General features: G+C 70.7%; 11 protein-coding genes and 1 pseudogene. 11 read left to right on the top strand and 1 reads right to left on the bottom strand.

Going from position 1 to position 14304, the window contains the following annotated elements; all coding sequences use genetic code 11:
* Positions 1–38 precede the first annotated feature (38 nt).
* From AABM36_RS05735 to AABM36_RS05695, 9 genes and pseudogenes are all read left to right on the top strand, one after another.
* Positions 39–1502, top strand: coding sequence for a dicarboxylate/amino acid:cation symporter (locus AABM36_RS05735; RefSeq protein ID WP_348613932.1), 1464 nt, complete (start codon positions 39–41; stop codon positions 1500–1502).
* A 142-nt stretch (positions 1503–1644) separates the two neighbouring features.
* Entirely contained in the window at positions 1645–3168 is a 1524-nt protein-coding gene (locus AABM36_RS05730; RefSeq protein WP_423447849.1) for an aldehyde dehydrogenase family protein, read from the top strand.
* An 11-nt stretch (positions 3169–3179) separates the two neighbouring features.
* Complete coding sequence (locus tag AABM36_RS05725; protein WP_423447847.1) at positions 3180–3656, top strand: DUF779 domain-containing protein; 477 nt, start codon at positions 3180–3182, stop codon at positions 3654–3656.
* A gap of 26 nt (positions 3657–3682) precedes the next feature.
* Complete coding sequence (locus AABM36_RS05720; RefSeq protein ID WP_423447845.1) at positions 3683–5179, top strand: PqqD family peptide modification chaperone; 1497 nt, start codon at positions 3683–3685, stop codon at positions 5177–5179.
* Between the two features lie 126 nt (positions 5180–5305).
* Entirely contained in the window at positions 5306–6784 is a 1479-nt protein-coding gene (locus tag AABM36_RS05715) for a polysaccharide biosynthesis tyrosine autokinase (RefSeq protein WP_019310112.1), read from the top strand.
* A 13-nt stretch (positions 6785–6797) separates the two neighbouring features.
* Positions 6798–7052: pseudogene (locus tag AABM36_RS05710) on the top strand (glycosyltransferase); the annotation flags it as partial.
* 121 nt (positions 7053–7173) lie between these two features.
* Complete coding sequence (locus AABM36_RS05705; protein WP_019310113.1) at positions 7174–7794, top strand: Maf family protein; 621 nt, start codon at positions 7174–7176, stop codon at positions 7792–7794.
* 122 nt (positions 7795–7916) lie between these two features.
* The gene (locus AABM36_RS05700; protein WP_019310114.1) at positions 7917–9728 is read left to right on the top strand and encodes an acetyl/propionyl/methylcrotonyl-CoA carboxylase subunit alpha; all 1812 of its coding nucleotides are present in this window, start codon (positions 7917–7919) and stop codon (positions 9726–9728) included.
* Between the two features lie 229 nt (positions 9729–9957).
* A complete protein-coding gene (locus AABM36_RS05695) occupies positions 9958–11370 on the top strand; it encodes an MFS transporter (RefSeq protein ID WP_029603219.1) in 1413 nt (470 codons plus the stop codon).
* An 87-nt stretch (positions 11371–11457) separates the two neighbouring features.
* Here AABM36_RS05695 and AABM36_RS05690 read toward each other — a convergent pair whose 3' ends face one another.
* Positions 11458–12882, bottom strand: a complete 1425-nt coding sequence (locus AABM36_RS05690) for an NAD(P)H-quinone dehydrogenase (RefSeq protein WP_029603220.1) — start codon at positions 12880–12882, stop codon at positions 11458–11460.
* Positions 12883–12957: 75 nt separating this feature from the next.
* Here AABM36_RS05690 and AABM36_RS05685 point away from each other — a divergent pair, with 75 nt between their 5' ends.
* Both AABM36_RS05685 and AABM36_RS05680 read left to right on the top strand, forming a co-directional pair.
* Positions 12958–13770: a purine-nucleoside phosphorylase gene (locus tag AABM36_RS05685; RefSeq protein ID WP_019310117.1), complete on the top strand. Its 813-nt coding sequence runs from the start codon at positions 12958–12960 to the stop codon at positions 13768–13770.
* A gap of 104 nt (positions 13771–13874) precedes the next feature.
* A complete protein-coding gene (locus AABM36_RS05680; protein WP_019310118.1) occupies positions 13875–14303 on the top strand; it encodes a hypothetical protein in 429 nt (142 codons plus the stop codon).
* The last annotated feature ends 1 nt before the right edge of the window (position 14304 follow it).

The raw sequence follows: 14304 nt of genomic DNA, 5'->3' as shown, positions 1-14304 counted from the left end.
GTGTGCGGATTACCATTCGCCGCCCTATCGTGGCGCGCATGAATTCCGCAGAAAGTACCCGGCGTCTGCCGCGGTGGATGACCTCCTTCGGGTGGCAGATCCTCATTGCCCTGATCGCGGGCGTTCTCCTGGGGTCCCTGGCCTCTGCCATGGGCGGGGACCCCGAGGAGAGCCCCAACTGGCTCATGACCACGCTGGGCACCATCGGCTCCAGCTACGTGACCATCCTCAAGGCGGCGGTGGTTCCGCTCGTGGTCACCGCGGTCATCTCCTCGATCGCCAACCTCCGCGACGTCTCCAACGCCGCCCGACTGGCGTGGAAGACCCTCATGTGGTTCGCCATCACCTCGCTGATCGCGGTGGTGATCGGCATGGTGCTGGCCGTGGTGGTCCAGCCCGGTGTGGGCACCGGCCAGCCGCAGCCCGAGACCTACTCCGGCACGGAGGGTTCGTGGCTCGCGTTCCTCAAGGGCCTGATCCCCGTGAACTTCCTGGGCCTGGAAACCACCTCCAAGGTCATCGACCCCGAGACCGTCAAGACCACCGTGAACTTCAACATCCTGCAGATCCTGGTGGTCTCCCTGGTGGTCGGGATCGCCGCCCTCAAGGTGGGCCGGGAGGCCGAGCCCTTCCTGAACCTCATGAAGTCCGGGCTGGCCATCATGCAGAAGGTCGTGTGGTGGATCATCCGCCTGGCCCCGCTGGGCACCCTGGGCCTGATCGGCACCGCAGTGTTCGAGTACGGCTGGACCTCCATGGGCTCGCTCGTGAGCTTCGTGCTCACCGTGTACGCCGGGCTGCTGCTGGTGGCGTTCGTGGTCTACCCGGTGATCGTCAAGCTCAACGGCCTGTCCGTGAAGCAGTTCTTCGCCGGTGTGTGGCCCGCCATGCAGCTGGGCTTCGTGTCACGCTCCTCGCTGGGCACCATGCCCGTGACCCAGCGCGTGAGCGAGTCCAACCTGGGCGTGCCCGGGCACTACGCGTCCTTCGCCATCCCGCTGGGTGCGACCACCAAGATGGACGGCTGCGCCGCGATCTACCCGGCAGTCGCCGCGATCTTCGTGGCCCAGTTCTACGGCGTGGAGCTCATGCCCATGCACTTCGTGCTGATCGCCCTGGTCTCTGTGCTGGGCTCGGCCGCCACCGCGGGAACCACCGGTGCCACGGTCATGCTCACGCTGACCCTGTCCACCCTGGGCCTGCCCCTGGACGGCGTGGGCCTGCTGCTGGCCGTGGACCCCATCCTGGACATGGGCCGCACCGCGCTCAACGTGACCGGCCAGGCGCTGGTGGCCACGGTCGTCTCCAAGCGCGAGGGCATCCTGGACCTCCCCCGCTACAACGCCCCGCTGGCCGGTCGCCCGTTCAAGGACGACGACGCCGCCACCGGCCTCCCCGGCAACGGCACCTCCGCGCGCGAACCGGAGCACGCGGCGCCGGCGTCCGGTGCCACGCTGTCCCAGACCTCACCCGGGGCGACGGACGGTCAGCGCACCGTGTAGCACGCGCGTCACCGCCGGCACCTTCTGCGAACGGGGCGGCTCGGGTTGATCCCGGGCCGCCCCGTGGCATGCGGGGGTCGATCGTGTCACCGCTGGGCACTAGGCTGTGATCCACCTCACTACCGATCCAAGGATGGTCACCATGAGCGTGTACAGCCAGCCCGGCACGGACGGATCCGTCATCACCTTCAAGCCCCGCTACGAGCACTTCATCGGGGGCCAGTGGGTTCCGCCGGTCAAGGGCCAGTACTTCGAGGACGTCACCCCCGTCACGGGCCGGGCGTTCACCGAGGTGGCCCGGGGCACCGCCGAGGACATCGAGGCCGCGCTCGACGCCGCCTGGGCCGCCGCACCGTCCTGGAACGCCTCCACCCCCGCGCAGCGCGCGCTCATGCTGAACAAGATCGCGGACCGCATGGAGCAGCACCTCGAGACCATCGCGGTGGCCGAGACCTGGGACAACGGCAAGCCCGTGCGGGAGACGCTCAACGCGGACATCCCCCTGGCCATCGACCACTTCCGGTACTTCGCCGGTGCCATCCGCGCGCAGGAGGGCCACCTGTCCCAGCTGGACGAGGACACCGTGGCGTACCACTTCCACGAGCCCCTGGGCGTGGTGGGCCAGATCATCCCGTGGAACTTTCCGATCCTCATGGCCGTGTGGAAGCTCGCCCCCGCGCTGGCCGCGGGCAACTGCGTGGTGCTCAAGCCCGCGGAGCAGACCCCGGCGTCCATCATGGTGCTCATGGAGCTCATCCAGGACCTGGTCCCGGACGGCGTGGTGAACATCGTCAACGGCTTCGGCGTGGAGTGCGGCAAGCCGCTGGCGTCCAACAAGCGGATCCGCAAGATCGCGTTCACGGGTGAGACCACCACGGGGCGGCTGATCATGCAGTACGCCTCGGAGAACATCATCCCCGTCACCCTGGAGCTGGGTGGCAAGTCCCCCAACATCTTCTTCGAGGACGTGGCACGGGAGAAGGACGGGTTCTACGACAAGTCCCTGGAGGGCTTCGCGTTCTTCGCCCTGAACTCCGGCGAGGTCTGCACGTGCCCGTCCCGCGCCCTGATCCAGGAGTCCATCTACGACTCCTTCCTGGCGGACGGCATCGAGCGCGTCAAGCAGATCACGGCCGGCAACCCCCTAAACACCGACACCATGATCGGCGCGCAGGCCTCCACCGACCAGCTGGAGAAGATCCTCTCCTACCTGGACATCGGCAAGAAGGAGGGCGCCAAGGTGCTCGTGGGCGGCGAGCGCGCCGAGCTCGAGGGCGACCTCGCGGGCGGCTACTACGTGCAGCCCACGGTGTTCGAGGGCACCAACTCCATGCGGATCTTCCAGGAGGAGATCTTCGGCCCGGTGCTCTCGGTCGCGAGGTTCGGCTCCTACGAGGACGCCATCTCCATTGCCAACGACACCCTCTACGGCCTGGGCGCGGGCGTGTGGTCCCGCGACGGCAACACCGCCTACCGGGCCGGGCGCGCCATCCAGTCCGGGCGTGTGTGGGTGAACCAGTACCACAACTACCCCGCGCACTCGGCGTTCGGCGGGTACAAGTCCTCGGGCATCGGGCGCGAGAACCACCTGATGATGCTCGACCACTACCAGCAGACGAAGAACATGCTGGTCTCCTACACGGAGTCCGCGCAGGGCTTCTTCTAGACCGGAACGGCGTGACGCACATGGGTGAGCAGGTAGAGCAGGGCGGCGTCGCGACCGGGCCCGACGGCGTCGGGACCGGCGGGATCGAGGTGGCGCTGGAGGCCACCCCCGCCGTCCCCGGGGAGAACACCTCGCGGGTGGGGTTCACGGCGGCAGCCGTGGAGCTGCTGCGGGAGCTGTGGCAGGTGCACGGGCCGCTCATGTTCCACCAGTCGGGCGGCTGCTGCGACGGCTCCGCACCCATGTGCTTCCCCGCCGGGGAGTTCCGCACGGGGGACTCCGACGTGCTGCTGGGCACCGCCCGGCTGACCGCGGCGGACTCGTCCGAACTGGGCCCGGTGGATTTCTGGATCTCCGCGGAACAGTTTGAGGCGTGGCGGCGGACCCGGCTGGTGATCGACGCGGTGCCGGGGCGGGGGTCCGGGTTCTCCCTGGAGACCCCCACCGGGCGCCGGTTCCTCACCCGCAGCGAACTGTGCGCCGTGTGACTCCCAACCCGCGCTAACCTGGGGTGATGGAGCGATCCGACATCCCCCTGGCAGCACGGGTGGAGTTGGCGCACGCCGAGATCCAGGCGGTGGCGCGGGCCCGTGGGGTGGACGCCCTGCTGGTCAAGGGCTACGCCGCGGACCCCCGGCTGTACGTGCGGGGGCGGGTGAGCAGCGACGTGGACGTCCTCACCCGGCCCTCCCACGCGGACCTCCTGGTGCAGGCGCTGCACGAGTACGGCTGGAACACCGTGTCCACGTTCCGGTCCGGCTCCATCTTCCAGCACGCCCAGACCATGCGGCACCCCCACTGGGGGCTCGTGGACATCCACCGCTCGTTCCCGGGGTTCGAGATGGACCCCGAGGAACTGTTCGACCAGCTGTGGGCGCAGCGCCGCACCCGCCTCGTGGCCGGCCACCCGTGCGACGTGCCGCGCACGCTCGAGCACGCCCTGATCATCCTGGTGCACGCGGCGCGCAGCCCCGAGTCGATGACCCAGGACGTGGGGCACCTGGCCGAGGTGCTCGCCGAGGCCGACTGGCGACGCCTCGAGCAACGGGCCGCAGAACTGGAGGCCACCGTGGCGTTCGCGGCCGCCACGGGTCAGCTGCCCCGCTACCGCGACCGTCCCACCCACGACCTACGGCTCGTGCTGTCCCACGAGGGAACGCGCTCCCAGGAGTGGCGGGCCCGGATGAAAGCCGCCACCACCGTGGGCGGAAAGCTCGCCGTCGCGCTGCGTGCGCCGCTTCCCAACGTGGACCACCTGCGCATGGACCTGGGCCGGGAGCCCACCGCCCTGGAGATCACGCGAGCCACCGTGTCCCGCCCCGTGCGCGCCGTGACGGAGCTGCTCACCGGCCGCGCGCGACGTCGTCCCGACACGGCTGACCGACCGACCGCCGGGGCCTCCCCCGGTGCCGCCCCCCTCCCAGGTGGGGTGCACGCCGCAGAGCATCCCCACGAGGTTGCGCCGGCCCACCCCGGTACTGTCCTGCCGAGCCCGGCTCCCGGCCCGGACGCGGCGTCGTCGATGCCCCTGCCCCCCGCTCCCGGGACTCCGAGCACCGCGCCCGCGGACACCACGGCGCCGGACCAGCCCGCAGCACCGGACCCGCGGGTGCCCGGTTCCCCGCCCGCAGCACCGGGTCAGCCCGACTCGTGGCTGCTCGGCCCGGAGCCCATCGCGTCTCCGGCGCGGCGCGCTCCGGCCCGAGCCGGCGTGCTTCGCCCCGCGCCGGGGACGGCCGTGGTCGAGGTGGCCCCCTCGGAGACCGTGCTCGGCAGCGTGTGCCTCGCACTCGTCCCCGGCGGCCGGCCCGTGGTCCTCAACGACTCCGCCGCGCTGATCTGGCACCTGGCGCAGTCCACGCCGGAGGACTCGCTGCCGCAGGTGCTGGCCGAGGCGACCGGTGCACCCCTCACGGAGATCGGGCCGCAGGTGCGGGACTTCGTGTCCGACCTGGTCACACAGGGATTCCTGAGCCGGCAGGGGCAGTGCCGCTCCGGGGAGCAGCCGTGAATCATTGCTAAACTCCAGGAAATCGCATCTTCCACGCAGCGCGCTGCAAGATCCGGTGAACCCCTCCGGTCCCCGCGCCCGCGGATGTCGGTGATCCCCCCGCACAGACCCACCCCCAGGGCCGGCATGACCGTCATTGACTTCCTGCGCCTCACCCGCGCCAACCTCGTGCTGCTGCTGGCGGCCACCCTTGCCGGGCTGCTGCTGGCCTTCGGCGTGGCCCTGGCCCAGCCCAAGATCTACACGTCCTCCTCCACGGGGTTCGTGACCACCACGGGCAGCAGCTCCCTGGGGGACGTGCTCAACGGGGACGTCGCCGCCCAGAACAAGGCCAATGCCTACATCCCGGTGATCTCCTCCCGCTCGGTGGCGGAGAAGATCGCCCAGGATCCCGCCCTCGGTCTGACGGCGGACGAGGTGGCGGGCCACCTCACCGCGAGCGTGGTCCCCAACTCCGCCCTCATTAAGGTCGACGCCACCGCCGACGATCCGGAGAAGTCCGCGGCTCTCGCCAACTCGGCGCTGCAGGCGACCGCCGAGGTGGTCCAGGACCTCGAGGGCAACAGTTCACCCGTGCGCGTGGTGCCCCTCGAGGACGCCCAGGTCCCCGGCGGGCCGTCGAGCCCCAACACCAAGCGGTACCTCCTGGCCGGCGCCGCCGCCGGGCTGCTGGCCGGCTACGCCGTGGCGCTGCTGCGCAAGGTGTCCGACGTGCGCATCCGCACGTCCCACGAGGTCGAGGAGCTCACCGACGCCGGCGTGCTGGGCATCCTCCCCAAGACCCCGTCCCTCAAGGGCAACAACCGCGGCGAGGTGGAGGACGACGCCGCCCACGAAGCGGTCCGCCAGCTGCGCACCAACCTCCGCTTCGTGAGCGTGGACAACCCGCCGCGGTGCGTGGTGGTCACGAGCCCCAACCCGGGTGAGGGCAAGTCCACCGTGACCACGGCCATCGCCAACTCCTTCGCGCACGCGGGCGAGGCAGCCGTGATCGTGGACGCCGACCTCCGCAGGCCCACCGTGGCGGGAGTGTTCGGGGTGGACGGCTCCGTGGGGCTCACCCAGGTGCTGTCCGGTCAGGTCGCGCTGCAGGATGCCCTGCAGCAGGTCCCCGGCTCCTCCCTGATGGTGCTGCCCGCCGGGCGCATCCCACCGAACCCGTCCGAACTCGTGGGCTCACAGCGCATGAAGCACGTGCTCACCGAGCTGCGGGAGTCCTACATGGTGTTCGTGGACGCCCCGCCCGTTCTGCCCGTCACGGACGCCAGCCTGCTCGCGGCGGCGGCCGACGGGGCGATCCTCGTGATCGAGGTGGGTGGCACCCGCAAGGAGCAGGTGGAGCTCGCGGCCTCGATGCTGCGGCGCGTGTCCGTGACACTGCTCGGTGCCGTGCTCAACCTGGCTCCGGCGCGGGGCGTGGGTTCCTCCCACTACGGCTTCGGCTACGGCGGATACCGACGCGGCTACTCGTCCTACTACGGGGAGACCAAGAAGTCGTCGCGAGGGTTCCGGGCCAAGCGCCGCGCCACCCCCGACCGGGCCCGCTCCCGCAGGTCCTCCTCGGCCGGCTCCTCGGCGTCCTCCCACTCCGCCCGCGACGTCTGACGGCGGGCCTCGAGTGCGTGAGGTGACGGGCGGCTCCCCCGTGGTGTCCGTGGTCATCCCGTGCAGCCGTGACGCGGAGACCCTCCCCCTGCAGCTGGCCGCTCTGGGGTCGCAGCTCGCGGCACCGGCCTTCGAGGTGCTCGTGGTGAACAACGGGGCGCCCGGCGCGCTGGACCGCCTCGTCCACGACCACCCCGGCCTTCCCTGCCCACTGCGCGTGGTGGAAGCCACCGAGCGGCAGGGCTCCTCCTACGCGCGCAACGTGGGCGCGGCACGGGCATGCTGCCGGGGCCGAGGGACCCACCAGGTCCTCGGTGGCCACCGCTGTCCCGTGCCCCGAGCCATACCCTGCCCGGAACGCGCTGCCCGCCGCGCCGTAGAGTGGGCCCGTGGAACCTTCACTCATCCTCGCGTCCCAGTCCCCCGCCCGCGCCGGGCTGCTGAGCAAGGCCGGCATTCCGTTCGACACCGTGGTCTCCCACGTGGACGAGGACGCCCTCGTCGCCGCCGAGGGGCCGCTGACCCCCCGGGACACCGCGCTGCGCCTGGCCCGCGCCAAGGCCGAGGCCGTGGCCCAGTTGCCGGGCTCGGCCGGCGCGCTCGTGCTGGGGTGCGACTCCGTGTTCGAGCTGGACGGGCAGAGCTACGGCAAGCCGTACACCCCCGAGGTGGCGGTGGAGCGGATCGCCGGGATGAGCGGTCGCACCGGGACCCTGCACACCGGGCACTGGCTCGTGGACACGCGGCGCGATCCCGCCCTCGGGGAGGGTGCCACCGCCTCGGCGGACGTCCAGTTCGCCCACATGAGCGCCCAGGAGATCCGTGACTACGTGGCCACGGGGGAACCCCTGCAGGTGGCCGGGTCATTCACCCTGGACGGGCGCGGGTCGGTGTTCGTGGAGCGCGTCACGGGGGACCCCCATGCCGTGATCGGACTGAGCCTCTCCACCCTGCGGGAGCTGCTGCGCGCGGTCGGGGTGTCGGCCACCTCCTGGTGGTCAGCGGCGTGACGAAGTGGACCGCACGGATTTGTAGGGGTTCCACAGCTGTCGTGACGGGTTGCCGCCACACTTAGGTGATCCCCCGGGACGGGCACTAATCTTTCGGCAGAGAGTCGACAAGGAGTTCACACGTGACAACCACCTCGCGGCAGCAAGAGGCCGCCACCGGCACCCGCCCCCTCACCAAGGTCCTCGTGGCCAACCGGGGGGAGATCGCGGTGCGCGTGATCCGTGCCGCCCGTGACGAGGGCATCACCTCGGTGGCCGTGTACGCGGACCCGGACCGGGACGCGCTGCACGTGCGCATGGCGGACGAGGCCTACTCCCTGGGCGGCACCACCGCCGCGGACTCCTACCTGCGGATCGACAAGGTGCTCGACGCCGCACGGCGCTCGGGTGCCGACGCCGTCCACCCGGGCTACGGCTTCCTCTCCGAGAACGCGGAGTTCGCCGCCGCCGTGATCGACGCCGGCCTCACGTGGATCGGCCCGCCGCCCGCCGCGATCGCCCAGCTGGGTGACAAGGTCGCGGCCCGGCACATCGCCGAGAAGGTGAACGCGCCCCAGGTGCCCGGCACCGCGGACCCCGTCTCCTCCGCCCAGGAGGTTCTGGACTTCGCGGACCAGCACGGTCTGCCCATCGCGATCAAGGCGGCCTTCGGCGGCGGCGGACGCGGCATCAAGGTGGTGCGCGAGCGGGACGCCATCCCCGAGCTCTACGAGTCCGCAGTGCGTGAGGCCACCGCCGCGTTCGGCCGCGGCGAGTGCTTCGTGGAGCGCTTCCTGGACGCTCCCCGCCACGTGGAGACCCAGTGCCTCGCGGACCAGTACGGCACCGTGGTCGTCGTCTCCACGCGGGACTGCTCGCTGCAGCGCCGCAACCAGAAGCTCGTGGAGGAGGCCCCCGCGCCGTTCCTGAGCGAGGAGCAGAACCGGCGGCTCTACGAGTCCTCCAAGGCGATCCTGTGCGAGGCCAACTACCAGGGCGCCGGGACGTGCGAGTTCCTGGTCGGCCAGGACGGCACCATCTCCTTCCTGGAAGTCAACACGCGCCTGCAGGTGGAGCACCCCGTCTCCGAGGAGGTCTCGGGCCTGGACCTGGTGCGCGAGCAGTTCCGGATCGCCCGTGGCGAGGCCCTGGGCTACGAGGACCCCGAGGTGCGCGGGCACAGCATCGAGTTCCGCATCAACGGCGAGGACGCCGGGCGCAACTTCATGCCCTCCCCCGGCACCCTGACCACGTTCACGGTCCCCTCCGGACCGGGCGTCCGCGTGGACTCCGGCGTGGAGGCCGGCGAGACCGTGGGCGGGAACTTCGACTCCATGCTCGCCAAGCTCGTCGTCACCGGCGCCACCCGTACGCAGGCGCTCGAGCGCTCCCGCCGTGCCCTGCAGGAGATGACCATCGAGGGCATGCCCACCGTGGTCCCGTTCCACCGCGCAGTGGTCTCCGATCCCGCGTTCGCCACCCCGGAGGGGACCCCCTTCACGGTGCACACCCGGTGGATCGAGACGGAGTTCGACAACAGCATCGAGCCGTTCACCGCGTCCCCCGAGCCCGCCGCGGACGAGCCCGAGCGGCAGACCGTGGTGGTGGAGGTCGGCGGCAAGCGGCTGGAGGTCACCATGCCGCAGCTGCCCGGCACCACCCGCTCCGCGGCGCCCGCCCAGGCCAAGCCCCGCAAGCAGCGCGGCGCCCGCGGCGGCACGGCCGCACGAGGCGCCTCCGGCGACGCCCTGACCTCCCCCATGCAGGGCACGATCGTGAAGATCGCCGCGTCCAACGGGGACGAGGTGGCCGAGGGCGACCTGATCGTGGTGCTCGAGGCCATGAAGATGGAGCAGCCACTGACGGCCCACAAGGCCGGTGTGCTCAAGGACCTGGAGGTCTCCGAGGGGGACACGGTCTCCGCCGGCACCGTGCTGGCCACCATCGAGTCCTGAGTCCTCTCGCCGTCACGAGGCCTCGGTCCCCCGCGGACCGGGGCCTCGTGCGTTGCGCCGTACCCCCGACGATCGGAATCTCGTGCGGGGTACCGGTCGAGGCCCCCGGAACGGCCACCCGCAGGCCGTCAACGGGCTGTCTCACATTATGGACACTTGAATTCACCATGTGGTATCCGCGCCCCTATCTTGTAGTCATTCTTCGAACCGACTGCCGATGAGGAGCTCCATGTCCACGACCGCTTCCCCCGCGGGCCCCGGCTCGCCGTCCCTGAACCAGAGGGTGCCGCGCGGCCGCGTGATCCTGGCCTCCCTGGTGGGAACCACGATCGAGTTCTACGACTTCTACGTGTACGCCACGGCTGCCGTGGCCGTGTTCCCCGCTCTGTTCTTCACGGGCAACGACGACACCGCCAAGCTGCTGGCCTCCATGGCCACGTTCGCGGCGGCGTTCTTCGGCCGACCCATCGGCTCCGTGATCTTCGGGCACTTCGGGGACCGGATCGGCCGCAAGGCCACCCTGATCGGCGCACTGCTGACCATGGGCATCGCCACGTTCCTGATCGGTGTGCTGCCCACGTACTACCAGATCGGCATCTGGGCACCCCTGATCCTCACCATCCTGCGCTTCTGCCAGGGCGTGGGCCTGGGTGGCGAGTGGTCCGGCGCCTCGCTGCTGGCCACCGAGTACGCCGAGGAGGGCAAGCGGGCCCGCGCCGCCATGTGGCCCCAGCTGGGTGCGCCGTTCGGATTCATCCTGGCCAATGGCTTCTTCCTGCTGCTCACGGTGCTCATGCAGTTCGGCACCGCCGGTGAGGACCCGAGCACCAGCCACGCATTCCTGGTGTGGGGCTGGCGCATCCCGTTCCTGGCCTCGGTGGTCATGGTGCTGCTGGGCCTGTGGGTGCGCGTGAAGCTCGAGGAGACCCCCGTGTTCAAGCACGCGGAGAAGCAGGGGCAGAAGGTCACCGCCCCCGTGCTGGAGGTGTTCAAGACCTCGTGGGTGCAGATCATCCAGGGCACGTTCATCATGCTGGCCACCTACGTGCTGTTCTACCTGATGACCGCGTGGATCCTCTCCTACGGCATCGGCAAGCCCACCGCCGGTGGTCTGGGCATCCCCTACCGCACGTTCCTGGTGCTGCAGCTGCTCTCCGTGCTGCTGTTCGCGGCCATGGTCCCCGTCTCCGGCTGGCTCGCGGACCGCTTCGGACGCCGCTCGTCCCAGCTGGTGATCACGTCCCTGATCCTGGTCTTCGGGCTCACGTTCGGGATCGTCATGGCCCCGTCCCTCGTGGGCACGGGTGCCGAGGCCTCCCTGCCGCGCGTGCTGTTCTTCCTGACCGTGGGCATGACCCTGATGGGCCTCACGTTCGGCTCGATGTCCGCGATCCTGCCCGAGCTGTTCCCCACCAACGTGCGCTACACCGGCTCCGGGATCGCGTACAACGTGGCCTCGATCCTGGGCGCGGCCATCACGCCGTACATCGCCGTGATGCTCAACGCCAACTACGGCGTGGGCTCGGTGGGCCTGTACCTGTCCCTCGCGGCGCTCATCACGCTGGTGGCCCTGTGGTTCTCCCCCGAGACCCGCCACGTGGACATGAACACCGTGGGTGCCGCCCGGGTGGTCGTGGAGTAGCCCTCCCCCGCCCCGCGCACGACGACGCCGCGGTGACCTTCGCGGGAAAGGTCACCGCGGCGTCGTCGTACCGCCCCCGGGGCCGGGTCAGCGGTGGACGTGCAGGCGGCGCGCGGCCTCCGCAATGGTCCCGGACAGGGACGGGTAGACCGCGAAGGTGTCCGAGAGGTCGTCCACGCCCAGGCGGTGGGTGACCGCGAGCGCGATGGGGAAGATCAGCTCGGAGGCGCGCGGGCCCACCACCACGCCGCCCATCACCGTGCCGCTGCCGCGGCGGGCGAAGATCTTCACGAAGCCGTCGTCCACGGCCATCATCTTGGCGCGCGGGTTGGTGGCCAGGTTCATGGTCATTCCGGTGAACATGGCGGGATCCGCCTCCACGTCCTGCTGGGTGATGCCCACGGACGCGATCTCCGGGGACGTGAAGATGTTGGAGGCCACCTCGTCCGTGCGCAGCGGGTGGACGGTGTCACCCAGGATGTGCGCGACGGCGATGCGGCCCTGCATGGCGGCCACGGAGGCGAGCGGCATGACGCCCGTGCAGTCGCCCGCGGCGTAGATGCCGGGGGCGGTGGTGCGGGAGACGGTGTCCACACGGATGTGCCCGGAATCCGTCATGGCAACACCGGCCTCCTCGAGGCCCATGTCCGCGGTGTTGGGGATGGAGCCCACGGCCAGCAGGCAGTGCGTGCCGCGGATCTTGCGGCCGTCCGACAGCGTCACCCGCACGCCGTCGCCGGTGTTCTCCACGGCGTCCGCGCGGGAGCGGGAGAGCACGCGCAGACCGCGGCGCTCGAACACGTTCTCGAGCACCTGTGCGGCATCCTTGTCCGAGCCCGGCAGCACCTGCTCGCGGGAGGAGACCAGGGTGACCTCGGAGCCCAGACCGTTGTAGGCGGAGGCGAACTCCGCACCGGTCACACCGGAGCCCACCACGATCAGCTTCTCCGGGATCTCGGTGAGCTGGTAGATCTGCTTCCAGTTGAAGATCCGCTCACCGTCCGGCTTGGCGGTGTCCAGCTCGCGCGGGTGGGCGCCCACGGACACGAGCACCACGTCCGCCTTCAGCTCGTAGGGCTCGTCGTCGCTGGGGTCCACCACCACGGTGTAGCGGTCCACGATCTTCCCGCGGCCCTGCACCACCCGCACACCCACGCGCTCCAGGCCGCGCTTGATGTCCCGGGACTGCGTGGCCGCGAGGCGCAGCAGGCGCACGTTGACCTTGTCCAGGTCCACGCGCAGGTTGTTGAGCTCCTCCGTGGCGTCGAGGTCGTCGCCCACGTGCACACCCAGGTCACGGGCCGAGGCGAAACGGTTCATGGTGTCCGCGGACGCGATGAGCGTCTTGGACGGCACCACGTCCGTGAGCACGGCGGAGCCGCCCATGCCCTGCTCCTCCACCACGGTGACATCCGCCCCGAGCGACGCCGCCACGAGGGCGGCCTCGTAGCCACCGGGGCCACCGCCGATGATCACGAGCTTCTGGTCCGCGAATTCCCTCTGCACAGTCATGTCAGCCATGCGCCCCAGCCTACCGGGGCGCGCCCACACGCTGACGCGGCAGCCGTGCGTGCCTAGGATGGTGGCATGACTGACACCACGGCCCAGGAACCCTTCGAGCTCGCGCAGCAGGCCGCGGACGCCCTGCGGGAACGCACCGGCGTGGACCGGTACAAGATCGCCCTGACCCTCGGCTCCGGGTGGGGTGGAGCGGCGGACCTGCTCGGGGAGACCGTGTCCGAGGTCCCCGCCCACGAGATCCCCGGCTTCTCCAAGCCCGCGCTCGAGGGCCACGGCGGCACGCTGCGCTCCATCCGGCTGGCGGACGGCTCCCACGCCCTGGTGATCGGCGCCCGCACCCACTTCTACGAGGGCAAGGGCGTGCGCGCCGTGTCCCACGGTGTTCGGACCGCGGCGGCCGCGGGCAGCGAGATCATGATCCTCACCAACGGCTGCGGCGGACTCAACCCGGACTGGGCCCCCGGGACGCCCGTCCTGATCCGCGACCACCTCAACCTCACCGCGCGCTCCCCGCTGGAGGGAGCCACCTTCGTGGACCTCACGGACCTCTACTCCCAGCGGCTGCGGGACATCGCCCGCACGGTGGACCCCTCCCTGGACGAGGGGGTCTACGCCCAGTTCCCCGGCCCGCACTACGAGACTCCGGCAGAGGTGCAGATGGCCAAGGTGCTCGGCGCGGACCTCGTGGGCATGTCCACCGCGCTGGAGGCCATCGCGGCACGCCACGCGGGCCTCGAGATCCTGGGGATGTCCCTGGTGACCAACGCGGCCGCCGGCATCAGCCCCGAGGCGCTGTCCCACGAGGAGGTCCTGGAGGCGGGCCGCGCCGCCGGGCCCCGCATCTCCCGGCTGCTCGCGGACATCGCCGGCAGGCTCTGAGCCACCGCATCCGGCGACGGAATGTCAGCAAGTCCGGGTGCCAGGCACTAGACTGGCCGCACGACAGTACTGGGCCCGCCACGGCGGTCTGAAAGGGTGAACTCATGGTCAGAAGATCGGAAGCCGAGTCCAACGCGCACCGTCCGCACACCGGGCGCACCACGGAGGACGGCAGCCACGCCGCGGACGCTCACGCCACCCGCACCACCACCGAGCGCCACGGCCGCCGCGCACCGCAGTACTCGGGCGAGGGCGAGATCGTGAAGAACGCCGTCCTCTTCGGCGGCGGCATGGTCACGATCCTCGTGAGCCTGTGGCTGTTCAGCACCTACCCGGACAGCTGGTGGCTCTTCATGGTGGGCATCCTGGCCTACGGCCTGGCGCTGATGGTCCCCACCCTGTTCCTGAGCGGCGCCACCGCCAAGCACTCCACCGGTGGCACCGAGGTCACCCTGGACCTGCCGCGCAACGCGTCCGAGATGGCGCAGCGCGCCGTGGGCACCGGCGAGCAGAAGCAGGACCGCGCCGTCTGAT

Origin of the sequence: Kocuria sp. KSNUG (assembly GCF_049532735.1) — a bacterium.
In the GTDB taxonomy this organism is placed as follows: Bacteria; Actinomycetota; Actinomycetes; order Actinomycetales; family Micrococcaceae; genus Kocuria; species Kocuria rhizophila.
Note: the sequence above shows the minus strand (reverse complement) of the source record. Positions and strands in the feature narration are given on the sequence as shown.

What these genes read in the sequence shown, in the direction of transcription:
- AABM36_RS05735 (WP_348613932.1), top strand. Translation starts at nt 39, where the DNA reads ATGAATTCCGCAGAAAGTACCCGGCGTCTGCCGCGGTGGATGACCTCC.
- AABM36_RS05730 (WP_423447849.1), top strand. Translation starts at nt 1,645, where the DNA reads ATGAGCGTGTACAGCCAGCCCGGCACGGACGGATCCGTCATCACCTTC.
- AABM36_RS05720 (WP_423447845.1), top strand. Translation starts at nt 3,683, where the DNA reads ATGGAGCGATCCGACATCCCCCTGGCAGCACGGGTGGAGTTGGCGCAC.
- AABM36_RS05715 (WP_019310112.1), top strand. Translation starts at nt 5,306, where the DNA reads ATGACCGTCATTGACTTCCTGCGCCTCACCCGCGCCAACCTCGTGCTG.
- AABM36_RS05695 (WP_029603219.1), top strand. Translation starts at nt 9,958, where the DNA reads ATGTCCACGACCGCTTCCCCCGCGGGCCCCGGCTCGCCGTCCCTGAAC.
- AABM36_RS05690 (WP_029603220.1), bottom strand. Translation starts at nt 12,882, where the DNA reads ATGACTGTGCAGAGGGAATTCGCGGACCAGAAGCTCGTGATCATCGGC.
- AABM36_RS05685 (WP_019310117.1), top strand. Translation starts at nt 12,958, where the DNA reads ATGACTGACACCACGGCCCAGGAACCCTTCGAGCTCGCGCAGCAGGCC.
- AABM36_RS05680 (WP_019310118.1), top strand. Translation starts at nt 13,875, where the DNA reads ATGGTCAGAAGATCGGAAGCCGAGTCCAACGCGCACCGTCCGCACACC.